The organism is Cellvibrio fontiphilus, from assembly GCF_042646205.1.
GTDB classification, from domain to species: Bacteria; Pseudomonadota; Gammaproteobacteria; order Pseudomonadales; family Cellvibrionaceae; genus Cellvibrio; species Cellvibrio fontiphilus_A.
In genome coordinates this window covers 352,132-365,413 of record NZ_JBHRTF010000003.1, presented here as the reverse complement: position 1 = coordinate 365,413, position 13,282 = coordinate 352,132, and the positions used below count along the sequence as shown (strand labels likewise).

At 47.9% G+C, this 13,282-nt stretch carries 10 protein-coding genes; 3 read left to right on the top strand and 7 right to left on the bottom strand.

Annotated elements, in window-relative coordinates; genetic code table 11:
* The first annotated feature begins 83 nt into the window (after window positions 1-83).
* A complete protein-coding gene (locus tag ACFODX_RS07140; protein ID WP_378117521.1) occupies window positions 84-2,966 on the top strand; it encodes a TonB-dependent receptor in 2,883 nt (960 codons plus the stop codon).
* 444 nt (window positions 2,967-3,410) lie between these two features.
* Here ACFODX_RS07140 and ACFODX_RS07135 read toward each other — a convergent pair whose 3' ends face one another.
* Window positions 3,411-3,620 (bottom strand): hypothetical protein, encoded by a 210-nt coding sequence (locus tag ACFODX_RS07135; RefSeq protein ID WP_378117519.1) that lies wholly within the window; start codon window positions 3,618-3,620, stop codon window positions 3,411-3,413.
* Between the two features lie 415 nt (window positions 3,621-4,035).
* Here ACFODX_RS07135 and ACFODX_RS07130 point away from each other — a divergent pair, with 415 nt between their 5' ends.
* Both ACFODX_RS07130 and ACFODX_RS07125 read left to right on the top strand, forming a co-directional pair.
* Window positions 4,036-7,311, top strand: coding sequence for an efflux RND transporter permease subunit (locus tag ACFODX_RS07130; RefSeq protein ID WP_378117517.1), 3,276 nt, complete (start codon window positions 4,036-4,038; stop codon window positions 7,309-7,311).
* A gap of 62 nt (window positions 7,312-7,373) precedes the next feature.
* Window positions 7,374-8,573: an efflux RND transporter periplasmic adaptor subunit gene (locus ACFODX_RS07125; RefSeq protein ID WP_378117515.1), complete on the top strand. Its 1,200-nt coding sequence runs from the start codon at window positions 7,374-7,376 to the stop codon at window positions 8,571-8,573.
* Between the two features lie 55 nt (window positions 8,574-8,628).
* Here the strand turns inward: ACFODX_RS07125 and ACFODX_RS07120 are convergent, their stop codons facing one another.
* The 6 genes from ACFODX_RS07120 to ACFODX_RS07095 form a co-directional block, all read right to left on the bottom strand.
* A complete protein-coding gene (locus tag ACFODX_RS07120) occupies window positions 8,629-9,261 on the bottom strand; it encodes a hypothetical protein (protein ID WP_378117513.1) in 633 nt (210 codons plus the stop codon).
* A gap of 57 nt (window positions 9,262-9,318) precedes the next feature.
* Window positions 9,319-10,059, bottom strand: a complete 741-nt coding sequence (locus tag ACFODX_RS07115) for a hypothetical protein (protein ID WP_378117511.1) — start codon at window positions 10,057-10,059, stop codon at window positions 9,319-9,321.
* 68 nt (window positions 10,060-10,127) lie between these two features.
* Complete coding sequence (locus tag ACFODX_RS07110) at window positions 10,128-10,607, bottom strand: DUF6644 family protein (RefSeq protein WP_378117510.1); 480 nt, start codon at window positions 10,605-10,607, stop codon at window positions 10,128-10,130.
* 26 nt (window positions 10,608-10,633) lie between these two features.
* Complete coding sequence (locus ACFODX_RS07105) at window positions 10,634-11,146, bottom strand: DUF6644 family protein (RefSeq protein WP_378117508.1); 513 nt, start codon at window positions 11,144-11,146, stop codon at window positions 10,634-10,636.
* Between the two features lie 5 nt (window positions 11,147-11,151).
* Complete coding sequence (locus ACFODX_RS07100) at window positions 11,152-11,634, bottom strand: rhodanese-like domain-containing protein (RefSeq protein WP_378117506.1); 483 nt, start codon at window positions 11,632-11,634, stop codon at window positions 11,152-11,154.
* 407 nt (window positions 11,635-12,041) lie between these two features.
* Window positions 12,042-13,040 (bottom strand): SMP-30/gluconolactonase/LRE family protein, encoded by a 999-nt coding sequence (locus tag ACFODX_RS07095; protein ID WP_378117504.1) that lies wholly within the window; start codon window positions 13,038-13,040, stop codon window positions 12,042-12,044.
* Window positions 13,041-13,282 lie beyond the last annotated feature (242 nt).

The following is a 13,282-nucleotide window of genomic DNA, read 5'->3' as shown; positions in this document are numbered from 1 at the left end:
TGACGATCACAAGGTATTTTTTATTTGGCACACAAGTTGCGAAATCCTGTGATGTTAACAAAACAAATCACTGGAGTTAGTCAATGAAACATCGCAAGAAAATTACCTCGCTCAACCTGATTGATAGAAATGAAACAGTTGTTGATAGCAAGCAAACAGTAAAAGATCTGAACACAACAGCAAATGTTTTCTTCGCAACCAAACCGCTTGCTTTAGCCATCGCGGCATTGGCTTTTTCATCCATCGCTGTTGCACAAACAACAACCGCAACTGCTGAAAAAAGCACTGCACAAAATCAAACGGCGCAAACAACCACTGCTGCGAATAACACAAATGCCAGTGCGCAAAATAAGCCACTGGTGCTGGGTGTGGTGACAGTGCGCAGCCGTAACCGCATTGAGAAACTGCAAGACGTTCCGCTGTCGGTATCGGTCGTACAAGGTAAAGAGCTGGAGCGTTTGAATGCGACTGACATCAGTGCCCTCACCCAGCGGCTCGCCAATATTTCCTGGAATCAGGGTAACCAAAGAACCAGCAGCCTCTCTATTCGCGGTATTGGCAAACAAGGCCAAACCGAAGCGCAAGACCCGGCGGTGGGTTTAATTGTGGATGGTGTTAACTATGCCTATAACGCGCTTTCATCGAGTTTTGATTTCACCGATATCGAAACCGTAGAAGTTGCGCGCGGCCCACAGGGTACCTTGCTGGGTAAAAATAGCAGCATAGGTGCCATTAATGTCACCACCAAACGCCCCTCGTTTGATTCAGATTTTTCTTACTCGCTCACCTTCGGTGAATGGGACACAGTACAAGGCCGCTTTGCCGGTGGTGGTGCCGTGGTAGACGATTTATTAGCATGGCGCGGCACACTCAGCGTAAGCAAAGGCCAGGGCGATATTAAAAATGCTTACAACAGCGATGAAAGCATTTCTAATAAAGAGCGCGTGTCTGGTCGCGTACAATTTTTACTAACACCTACAGAAGATTTCAGTACGCGGCTCGCGGTGGATGTGCAGCCGCGTTCCGGTGAACGCACCAATGGCCGCACTATTTATACGCCCACACCGGAGAAATATTCCGATGGCAGCACTAACCCAAATAATTCCGATGCGAGCAAACGCTTAACGCGCCGCTGGTTTACCCAGAGCCCGAATTACAATTATCAGGATGATTATTTATTCGGTGGCGGCGAAAACGAATACAACACCGATGGCCGCCGCCCGCTCATTACCGGTAGCAACGGCGCAACGCTGGATTTAAATTGGAAGCTGGATTCACACACCATTACCTCCATCACCGCCTATAAGGATTACCACTTTAACGCGGTGAACGATGAAGGCACGCCCTTTGATATCCAGCGCAATTCCGGTGGATTTTTTAACGACTACAAACAAGTCAGTCAGGAATTGCGTTTGAGCTCGCAGCAAGGCGGATTTGTGGATTATCAAACCGGTTTGTATTATCTGGATGTCAACAACCAAGCAGAATACCAACGTGTGTGGGGCAATGATGCCGGTGCCTGGTTTGCCAGTAGCGCGCAGTACACCACTCTCGATAAAGACAGCGCTGGCCGCTACCTGTTAATTAATTCGCTCTCGGGTCTGGATATGGCATGGAATAGCCCTGCCGGTTTTCAGGACATCAACAACGAAAGCATCGCCGCCTTCGGCCAAGCTAACTGGAATTTCACCGACAAATTTGTGCTCACCACCGGCTTACGTTTTACCCGCGAGGAACGCACCAATCGCACATCAACCTATATTAAAGATCACGGCTTCGGTGCTGAATTGAATCCTGCCAATGTGGGCGAGGTAAACCTTGGCGGTTTCCATTCCGTTAACAGCGCCACCAAAATCAGCGATAGCCTGACCATTCCAGCGGGAACCCTCGGGCGCATTGTCACCAATGCCGATGGCACCAAGTCATTAGTCACCGACAACTCCACCGCACAATTAACCCTTGCTGATCAACTTGCCGCTGAATATTTCGGCAAAGCCGCAGGCGCAGCACCGGGCGATGCCTATAACAGTTTGACCGCTGCGCAAAAAGCACAGGTTGGCGCTGCCAAAGCACTGCGCCAATCGCAAATTGGTGTGGTGTTTAACGAGATTAATGTAGAACGCTACGAGAAAACCCTGCCCGCCTTTGTCATCAGCCCCACCTATAAATTCCATGAAAACCTGACCGGTTATTTCTCCTGGCAGCATGGCGAGAAAGCTGGTATCGCGCAGGCAACTAATGGCATTTCCAATTTGGTAAAAGAAGAGAAAAACGATGCACTGGAATTAGGTGTGAAATCGCTGCTGTTGGATAACACACTGGTATTTAACATCGCGCTGTTTGAAATGAACATTAAGGATTACCAACAAACCAGCCGCGTGTATGACGAATACACCACCAACCTGAACCGCCAAGCCGACCCAACTGCTAACGATGTTTACACCAACGCAACCGCTAACATTCCCAAAGTGCGCGCACGCGGTATTGAAATCGACAGCGTTTATTCCGGCATCCCCAATACCACTTTACGTTTAGCGGGCGCGATTACCGATGCAAAATACATTGAATTCACCAACTCACCCCAGCCATCAGAAAATGGCTACACAGGCGCGCCGCAATATCAGGACGTAAGCGGTGAAACCCTACCCGGCGCATCCAAATATTCATTTAACCTGGGCGTGGATTACCGCCTGCCGGTATGGGACGGCAAAGAATTCCACACCAACTTAAACGCGCAATACAACAGCAAATACAATTCCGATAACTCGCTCTCAAGCTATGGCTGGATTGAAGGCCGCACAATTGTGGATTTCGGTATTGGCCTCGGCAACACCAATCAAACCTTCGATGTAAACCTCGTCGTAAAAAACCTGTTAGACGACGACACCCCAACCGCCCGCACCTGGAACAACTACACACCAGCAGTGCCGCGTTGGGTTGGTGTAACGTTTAGTGGGAGATTTTGATTTTTTGAAAGGTAGGTTGGGCAGAGATGCCCAACTTTTTGTTGGCTTATTATTTGTGAGGCAGATTTCAGCAATAATTGGGCATTTCCTTGCCTCCTGAAATTTGGCGATTGGTTTTTCATGCGTACGATTACGCTGCGCTAATCGTACCTACATGCTACTTTGGTATTTCTGGATCTAAACAATACCAAGTTTTAATTCCTTCTTGTTGCGCCGCTTGAGCAAGCGCTTTGTCTGCAGTTATTAGAAGAGTTACCGAATGATCACAGAAAAATGAAAACTCTCCCTCTTTAACAGTTAAAATTTGAAATGCATCGGATAAATCAAGGGAATATTTCTCCGCAATACTCTGCGTTTTTTCAAAAACAATACGATCTGAAAACTCAAGATCATTAACATGTTAAGATATTGCTCTATAGTGAGTTACAAGTCTAAAAGATGCTTCTAGATATTCGGGCTTGCTAACTCTTTTCTGTGCAACCATTTTGTTTTTAGCACATTCAGTGCTTCGTACAAGCAAAATGGCGTGGTGAATTTTGTTGGTGCATAATTGTAAAAATACTCAATTAAAATATCTGAGCCGTATTCTTTCGAGTATACCTTTGCTAAAGCTGAAGCATCAAAAAAATTAGCCCTTGTTGGAAAGTCTGACATATATCGCTCTAACAATGTGATTAAATGGAATCTTTCCGCATTTCAAATCGAAAATTTTCCGCCTAAGGTTTTAAATTTATTTAATAGCATATCTTCCAATCACACCCCATTACTAGCTTTTATTCAGACATTGGTCTGCATCAACACTGGGCGTATTCCCGTCCATCAGCTTGTTGGAGTTCCCAAGCTCACCCGCAACCTACGTTTTTACTTCAAAAAATCCATTACACCGCATTACACCAACATCACTCACTGTTGAAATATCAGCCGCAAATGCTGGTTTTCAAACACTAATAACCACTAGCCAACACTACCCGAGCGCAAGCACTAGTGCAATTGGTAAATGGCGCGGTTATTGCTGATAGGGGGAAATTGGTTTTTTCATTTTGTTGTTGCTGCTAAAGAAACACTGCTCATGTGGATTGTTAATATTGCGTTGCGCCGCCCTTATACATTTATTGTGGCGGCGATTTTGATTTTGTTGGCGATGCCGTTTGTATTAGTGCGGATGCCGACGGATATTTTTCCCCAAATTAATATTCCTGTGGTAGCGCAGCTGTGGGAATACCGGGGGATGACGGCGAAGGAGATGTCTGAGCGGGTTACGGCGCAGGCGGAGCGGGAGCTTGGGCAGGCGGTGGATAATGTTGCGCATACGGAATCTTTCTCTGCTGCGGGCATGGGCATTGTGAAAGTATTTTTTCAGCCGGGAACCGATATTAATACCGCGCTGACACAAACCACTATGAGTGCTAACGGCGCAGCGCGGGGTATGCCGCAGGGAATTCAGGCGGGGCGTGTTCGGGCTTGGTCGGCATCGGAATTGCCGGTGGTGCAGTTAAGTATTTCCAGCGACAGCCTTTCTGATATTGAAATTGGTGATGCCGCAGGTACTGTGTTGAGGCCTATTGTGTCCAGTAAAAAAGGGCTTTCACTCACCTTCCCTTACGGTTCGCGCTCGCGTCAGATCTCGGTAGATATTAATGCGGCAGCGCTGCTCGCCAATAACATTACACCTGCAGAAGTAGTAGCGGCGATGGGTGCGCAAAATTTAATTTTGCCCACCGGCACCATGAAAGTGGGCGATAGCGAGTTTGATATTAAATTAAATGGCGCGATTGCGACCATTGATGAGATTGGCAATATTCCACTGCGCAGTGAACGCGGCCGCACATTATTGTTGCGCGATGTTGCAAACGTGCGCGATGGTTTTTTACCGGCCACAACCATTGCCCGCCAAAATGGATCGCGCAGTGTATTGAACTCAGTATTGGCATTTGGTGGTGTATCCACCATTGAGGCCGTTAACCACATTAAAAATTCTATTCCCGAAATGCTCGCCAAAATGCCGGAGGGCATTGATATTAAACTGATGTTTGACCAATCCATTTTTGTGAAAGCGGCCATCAACAATGTGGTGCATGAGGGGTTAATTGCGGCCTGCCTCACCACGAGTTTGATTTTGTTATTTTTAGGCAACTGGCGCAGCACGCTGATTATTGCGGTGTCTATTCCGCTTTCCATTATGGTGTCGCTTATTTGCCTGCATTTGATTGGGCAGACCATTAACTTGATGACGCTCGGCGGCCTTGCATTGGCCGTGGGTATTCTTGTCGATGACGCGACGGTAGAAATTGAAAACGTTGAGCGGCACATGGCGATGGGTAAAGGGCCCCTGCAAGCCATTTTGGATGGCGCGCAAGAAATTGCCGTACCAGCATTTGTATCCACCCTGTGTATTTGTATTGTGTTTGTGCCGATGTTTTTTCTGGATGGCATTGCCAGCTATTTGTTTATTCCGCTCGGGCAAGCGGTGGTGTTTGCGATGATTGCGTCTTACGTTATATCGCGCACGCTGGTGCCGACTTTGGTGATGTTTATGATGCGTAATCATGCTGCCACTCAGCACACAAATTCTATAGCCCAGCACACGCATTCTGATAACCAACAAACACATGACATCAGCCAGCTCCACACCGTGGAAAATTCTGCTAAACCACACAACCGGTTTATGCGGGTGCATTTGCGTTTTAATCGCGGCTTTGAAAATTTTCGCAGCCGTTTCACCTTAGTCATGGCAGAACTGCTGCAAAAACCCAAACGTGCAATTGCCTGCTTTCTGGGGTTTTGTGTGCTATCCATCGGTTTGTTTCCACTGCTGGGGCAGGATTTATTCCCGGTGGTAGACAGCGGCCAATTGCGTTTGCATGTGCGTGCACCCTCGGGTACTCGCCTTGAACAAATGCCGGCATTGATTGATGAAATACATAAGGAAATTCGCGCAGTCATTCCCGCGGAGCAAATGGGCGATATGCTGGATATTATCGGCGGGCCTTACAGCACCATTAATACACTGAATGGAAATTCAGGCTCGGCTGAATCGGCTGATACAGAAATTTTATTCAGCTTTAAAAAAGGTGGCCTAAGCGGTAATACAGAAGAAATGGATAGCAATGCCATTATGAAACAACTGCGCCTGATACTGCCGCAGCGCTTCCCTCATGTGGAATTCTTTTTCCAACCCGCCGACCAAATTAGCCAAACATTAAATTTTGGAATTCCTGCACCGATTGATGTGCAATTTATTGGCGGTAAAGCGCAGGATGTATTGCCCATTACCGCGCAATTTAATCATGCGCTGCGCAACATTCCCGGCATTGTGGATGCACACGTGTACCAGCGCTGGAGCAAGCCCACTTTATCGTTGCAAATGAACCGCACTCAATTACACCAACTTGGGCTAAGCGCGCGCAATGTTGCAGAGAATATGATGATCTCCCTCAGCGGCAGTATGCAGACCACACCAACCTACTGGTTAAACGAAGCCAATGGCAACACCTACAACATAGGTGCAAAAACCATAGAAATGGAAATGGATTCGCTGGAAGAACTGTTGGCGATTCCGATTGGCAAAGGCAGTGATGGCAAACAGCAATTGCTAGGCAATCTGGTGACCTATGAACGCAGTTCGCAGGTATCCGCCGTTAACCGTTACAACAACACCAGCATGATTAATATTCACGCGAATTTCCAGGAGCGGGATTTAGGTGCAATCAGCCGCGACATCAATAAGTTGATTGCAGAATTTAAAAATCAATTGCCACGCGGTGTAGAGATTAAAGTACGCGGCCAAATAGAAACACTCAACGAGGCCTTTAATGGCCTGACACTCGGCATTTTGATGGCTGTGGTGCTGGTGTATTTTTTAGTGGTGATTAATTTTCAAAGCTGGCTTGACCCGCTGATTATTATCAGCGCCCTGCCCGCTGCACTCGCAGGTATTGCCTGGATGCTATTTTTAACCGGCACCACACTCAGCGTTCCGGCACTGACCGGCACCATCATGACCATGGGTGTGGCAACGGCCAACAGTATTTTATTGGTGTCATTTGCGCGCACACGTTTGCAAGAAGGCGCAGCGCCCATCGCGGCCGCATTGGATGCCGCTGCTACGCGTTTGCGCCCGGTACTTATGACCGCCTGCGCGATGATGGCAGGCATGTTGCCCATGGCGCTCGGCCTCGGCCAAGGCGGCGAACAAAACGCGCCACTGGGGCGTGCGGTAATTGGCGGCTTGTTGTTTGCCACTGTGTCTACACTGGTATTTGTGCCGCTGGTATTTGCCAGCATCCACCAGTATTTATTAAAACGCACACCGCATGGCCAGTCTGTTTCTGCATTTAGCTATTAGGTTTTTTGCACAGATTAATTGACCTGAACCATTTTATTTTTTTGAGTATGTAGTGATTGACTATGAATGATTACCACCGTTTACCCACTGGCGATTCACAGGCGACGCCACTCGTGCAGGATAAAAAAACGCAGGTCACAACGCGACGTGTAGCATTTGCGCTAGTGGGATTATTGTTAGTGAGCGGCGCAACACGTGCACTGGTGAACCAGCGCGATGCCAAAGCACTGGAGGAATACACTGCGGCCACACTGGAGCGCAGTGTACTGACCACCAATGCAAAACCCGGAGCGCTACAGCACAACCTGCGTTTGCCAACCAGTTTGCGCGGCAATACCGAAGCGGTGATTTACGCGCGCACCAACGGTTATGTGTCACAGTGGCACAAAGGCATTGGCGATTACGCCAAGCGCGGTGAGTTGCTTGCCACACTCGATACGCCGGAGCAGGAGCAGCAACTCGCGCAGGCAAAAGCCGAACGCGAACAATTGGCCGCACATTTGGAGCTGACAGAAAAAACACTGGCGCGCTGGGATTCACTCGCACAACGCGAGAGCGCTATTTCATTACAGGATTTGGATGAAAAACGCAGCGCCGTACGTCAGGCTCGCGCCGATCTACAAGCGGCCGATGCCAACGTCAAGCGTTTGGATAATGTCGAAAATTTCCGTCATATCCGCGCACCTTTTGATGGCATCATCACCCGCCGCAGTATTGAAATTGGCGATTATGTTGCGCAAGGCGATAAAGAATTATTTGCCATCACCCAAACCGATCCATTGCGCGCAAGCATTTGGGTTCCGCAGTCGTATGCGGATAATCTCGCGATTGGCCAGCCAGTAGAACTCACACTGCGCGAAGTGCAAGGCACAGTGTCTGCACAGGTTGAGCGTATCGCTGGCGGTATAGATCCCAGCACTCGCTCGCGGCAGGTGGATTTATTATTGCCCAATAAAAATGCCAGTTTATTACCGGGCGCTTATGCTGAAGTGAATATTCCCGTCAGCAATAGCGTAGAAACATTAATAGTTCCCTCCGCAACCTTAATTATTCGCGATCAATTCCAACGTATTGCAGTGGTTGATGCCGATAATAAAATTCAATTTCGCAATGTAAAACTCGGGCGCGATTTGGGGCGTGATGTTGAAGTGCTGGAGGGGATAAGCGCTGCCGACACACTGGTGGTCAGCCCGCCTGATCAATTAATGGAAAATGAATTAGTGAAAACGCGGGAATGGAAACCGGCAACCCTTACACGGTAATTTTTATAAAGTCACTCCCGCTTAAGGGAGTGACCGCTGTTTATGATCAGTACGACTAATGAGTAGGAACCTTATCGCCCGGATACCAAAACTGTGAATGGCAGCCTTCACAGCTGTGCTCGATAATCCCACCGACTTCTTCCAGCCTTTCCACATTTTTTGCATCGATTGCTTCAATCGCTAAATTGGCTGCATCGTGCAAGGCATGGGCGCGCGCAATAAATTCAGACCACTGCGCAGCAATCAATGCTTGAATGGCATCGGCCTGTAATTCCGATTCGTGACTGGAGGTATTGGCATGGCTATGCGCAACCGCACGCCCTTCTATCACTAATAAATTGGAAGCCTCGCGCAAGCTAATTGCATGATTGCGCAGAGTAGCCCAATCCTCATCACTGTCCGGGCGCGTTTCTATTTCACCTTGTTCAGTCACTTCGGTAGAAATGGCATTCCAAATGGGATCAACATTCGGGTCAATCACCGACAACATAATTTCTTGCAGAGTCGCCGAGGGCTTAAAAGGATTAACAGAGTTTGACGATTCAGTAGCCACTGCGGATGCCACAGCTGTGGTGGTTTTCGCTGCGATATTGGCTGCGATATTGTTCGCGGAATCCGGTTGCTTTTCACAACCGGATGCCAATGCCAGCAGCGCGATACAGGCTACAGAGGTAAATTGGCGCTGCATGATTTACTCCTGAAAAAATTCACAAACATATTGAGTAAAAAATAAGTTCACAAAAAATTAATTCACCGCAAAACAATAAAAGAGCCCCGCACCACCGGTGCTGATTAAATTTTCCTGACTGCAACCACGGCTGCCATGCGCCGAATTCCAGGAGGCATTGCCGCCACCGGTGCGGTCAAAGTGGCCCACTTGCACAGAGCCATCGGCAGCCGTGCTGGTGTAATTTTTACAGGTGTGATCGGCGGCATCGGTAAACGCGGTGCCATCGGTTTTGGAGCCGGTAAGAATATCGTGCTGGTTGGGTGTATCGCCCGCCGCTAACACGCGCTCACCTTTTTCATTAAACGCCTGATTGCGAGTGAGGTTGCTGCCCAATTGTGCTTGCGCGAGAGTGTCGCCATGCAAATGCCCAAGGTCGTTGGCAATCAGCACACCTTTTACGTTGTACCAAGGGCCTTTGCCGATGCGGTCACGCGCATTAACGGCGGGCTTGCCATCCGCTGCTTGTGTACTTAAATAGGCACGCCAGGTTTTATTGCCTGCACCAGCAGCTTTTGCCAGTGTTTGGCAATGTGCATCCGCACCGGCCAAACCACCCAGATTTGCGCCCTTGCCCAAACCAACACTGGTCACAAAAAAGCTGAATTTTTGCAGCGCTTCTTCAGGGCTGATTTGCGGACGCTGTTGTTGTGCGGGTGCAGCGGCAGGCGCAGTATTTTGCGCAAACACAGACACACTGGAAAAAGCAACACTGGCACCTAACAGACCGGTACAGATAGCAAGCATTTTAAGTTTCATTGGTTTTCCTCTTTTATTAAATGGTTTGATTTAGATGAATTGATTTAAAGAGATAGATGAGAAAAAAATCAGGCCGCCACAAAACCTATCGCCCTGCCCGCAAGGCCAACACTGAACCAAAGCACCAGCGATACAATGGCAGTTGTCACCGCCAGAACGCGATTAGGGTTTTCGTTAGTGCTCACGGCGCGGTAGAGCGTAAATTGGATAAACAAGGCCACTGCAAAGAGTTTGAGCTTGATCCAAAATGCAGGGTTGGGTTCGTAGAGTGCAGCGCTGGGAGCCAACATAAAAACACCGGACAGAATTAAAAAAAGCAATCCGGTATAAATAAACGGTTTGGTGTATTGCGCTAGTTGCGGTGCCGAGAACCAGGTAAAGCCAACACCCAGCAAACGCAAATTCACTAACAAAATGGAAGTCAGCAGCAATACCAGCCCGCTGATATGAAAGAGTTGCGCCAGAATTCCAAAAAAAATCGGCGCCTGCCCCAAAGCAATGGCGATATCACTATTTTGTACAGCTTGAAATAATTCCTGGGTGTTCATGATAAGTTGCCCATACAAAAAATTGCTTAAAAACCAGAGTCCAGATAGGGAATTAATCGCCCTAAAACGACCACCGCACTCCACAGCACCAGCGATATCCACCCCGCCAATTTCGCACCTGCGGGTAAGGCAGCAGGAAGCGCAGATGCGAGCCCCCAGTTTGTAACGCTGCGCCCGAATTTCAGTTCAAACCACAGCGCATTAATACCGGCCAAAACAATCAGCAACAATTTCAAGGGAAAAATAGGTGATGCGATTAATTCAGGACCAGCGGCAAAGGTGAGCAAAATGCCGGTGACAAAAGTGACGACAAATCCACCGAGTAACCAAGGGCGCAATTGCTGCAACACAATGGCGACGGGAACACGGCTAAACGCAATACCAATCAACCGCAAATCCGTAAGCACAATCAAACCAAATGAAAAAGCCAGGCTGAGTAAATGCACGCCCTCCACCAAGGGGTACATATAAAGCGACTCAGCAAGCGATGTTCCCAGGGGCGAGTCATACATGGTTTGAAGTAAATCAGTTGCGCTCATTTGTATTAACCTTTTGGAGCTGGAGGAACGATTTTGCTCAGGGTGCCGCCTTCTGCTTCATAATCTTGTACACCGGCAGCACCTGCGACTTTGAAGCCTTTTTCAGCGAGCAAATCTGCACCGCGCAGCGCACGGCCAGCGTGATTGGATAGCGTGACAATAGTGCGGTCTTTCGGAATAAAGGCGAGGCTCTTTTCAAGATCGGCCAACTGGATACTGAGGTAAACAGGGAAACCACCGATTCTGCTGAGTTCATCCGGGCGGCGCAGGTCAATAAAAATAAGTTGCTCAGGTTTGCTCAATAATTTATCAATTTGTGCACGGTTTAATTTTGGGCTTTTTGCTTCATATTTCGCGGCAGGCGCAGCATTTGCCGCTTGTGTTTGGGCAAATGAAACAGGGGTAAACAACAATGGCGCAGCGATTAGCGTCACAGCAGACAACAACTTGGCAAATGATTTAAGAGACGATTTAACAGGCGATTTCATAACGCAATGTCCTTCAACACGATGGAATTTCCCACACCAACATGGGTTACCAGAAACACTCTGGGATAACACCTATAGAGCAAGTGCCATACCAGCGAAGGATTACCTGTTGTATTTTCCACAAAATTTTTTAATTAAGTTTTAGATAATTGATTTTTAAGGGTTTTTTGAAATAACCTTTTGGCAGGTGCTTAAGCCAAAAAGAGGCAAGCCATACGATTGTTTTTATTTAAGCAGTAGCAAGCCTACAGACTGATGATTAGCCAACACTTGGCTGCTGTTTTTTGATTGCTCTAGATTGCCAATTGCAGGTTTTATTTTTTTCAAAAAAATCCCGCAGAATTGCTCCTGCAGGATTTTTGAATTACTGATTTATGAATTGCTGATTTATGAATTACTCAGTAGGATTATTTCACGCGACCAGCAAAGCCGGGAGTAAGTACCGCAACTTTATACGCTGCACCACGGCCAACGATGTAGAGGGTTTTCTTATCTTTACCGGCAAAGGCAACATTCTGCGGTTTGTGTGGCACAGGAATGCCGCCGAGGAATTTGCCCTGTTCATCAAATACATCAACACCAGCATTGGATGTCACGTACAAACGCCCTTCCGCATCAATCGCCAACCCATCTGCACCACTTGACAGTGCGCCCTGCTCGTTCTTTTGCAGGCCATTAGGAATTTTTGCAAAATTCTTGCGGTCTTTTAAGGTGCCGTCGGCATTAATGCTGAATGACAACACATATTCACCGCCGGTATTAGCAACGTATAAGGTTTTTTCATCGCGGCTCAGCTGAATACCGTTGGGGCGCTCAATTTCATTAATACCCACTACGCGCTTGGTCTTGCCTTCGGGGCTAATGTAATACACGCCGGTTTTAGGCTCTGCAACTACACCTTGGCCGGGGCCGCTGTCGGTAAAATAAATGCCGCCATTTTTGGCTAATACCAAATCATTGGTGCGTTGGAAGGGCTGGCCTTCAAAATTATTGGTCAATACTTTTTCACGGCCTTTTGGATAAATCACACCTACCTGATTGTTATTCACTTGCACCGTAATCAAGTCGCCATTCGGTGCGAATGCAAGGCCATTCGAACCATTGGAGTTTTCCAAAAAACTGGAAATGGTATTGTCCGCAGCGATTTTGGTAATGCGGTTAGCGCGGGTTTCCGTAAATAACAAACTGCCATCGGGTGCAGCGATTGGCCCTTCAGTCCCTTCAAAACCTTCTTTGATAAATTGTACAAGGGTGCCCTCTTTCACCACGCCAGGAATGGCAGGTGTTTTGACATCAGCAGCAAAACTAGTGGCTGACAATACCAATGGCGATATTGCCGCGACCGTTGATAACAATTGCAAAGCTTTGCCAAGGCGAGACGGCAAACGCTGGGAAAAATTCGACATAAACCAGTGTCCTCATAGGGAGATTCATTTAAGGCTTTCAACATTTAAAGGTTTTAAAATAGAACGCTCATCCTAAAAAAGACCGGCGCCGGTGTTGTGGCCCATTGCCGGTCAAGATTAGCGTTTGGTTTGCCGCGAGTTAAACATCACAACCCATTGATCGGTTTGTTGTGACAAAGAAGATTTCGCGGTTAAACCTGCCGGTCATTAATCGGCAAACGAAGGCTAAGCAACATGTAAGC

What these genes read in the sequence shown, in the direction of transcription:
- ACFODX_RS07140 (WP_378117521.1), top strand. Translation starts at nt 84, where the DNA reads ATGAAACATCGCAAGAAAATTACCTCGCTCAACCTGATTGATAGAAAT.
- ACFODX_RS07135 (WP_378117519.1), bottom strand. Translation starts at nt 3,620, where the DNA reads ATGTCAGACTTTCCAACAAGGGCTAATTTTTTTGATGCTTCAGCTTTA.
- ACFODX_RS07130 (WP_378117517.1), top strand. Translation starts at nt 4,036, where the DNA reads ATGTGGATTGTTAATATTGCGTTGCGCCGCCCTTATACATTTATTGTG.
- ACFODX_RS07125 (WP_378117515.1), top strand. Translation starts at nt 7,374, where the DNA reads ATGAATGATTACCACCGTTTACCCACTGGCGATTCACAGGCGACGCCA.
- ACFODX_RS07120 (WP_378117513.1), bottom strand. Translation starts at nt 9,261, where the DNA reads ATGCAGCGCCAATTTACCTCTGTAGCCTGTATCGCGCTGCTGGCATTG.
- ACFODX_RS07115 (WP_378117511.1), bottom strand. Translation starts at nt 10,059, where the DNA reads ATGAAACTTAAAATGCTTGCTATCTGTACCGGTCTGTTAGGTGCCAGT.
- ACFODX_RS07110 (WP_378117510.1), bottom strand. Translation starts at nt 10,607, where the DNA reads ATGAACACCCAGGAATTATTTCAAGCTGTACAAAATAGTGATATCGCC.
- ACFODX_RS07105 (WP_378117508.1), bottom strand. Translation starts at nt 11,146, where the DNA reads ATGAGCGCAACTGATTTACTTCAAACCATGTATGACTCGCCCCTGGGA.
- ACFODX_RS07100 (WP_378117506.1), bottom strand. Translation starts at nt 11,634, where the DNA reads ATGAAATCGCCTGTTAAATCGTCTCTTAAATCATTTGCCAAGTTGTTG.
- ACFODX_RS07095 (WP_378117504.1), bottom strand. Translation starts at nt 13,040, where the DNA reads ATGTCGAATTTTTCCCAGCGTTTGCCGTCTCGCCTTGGCAAAGCTTTG.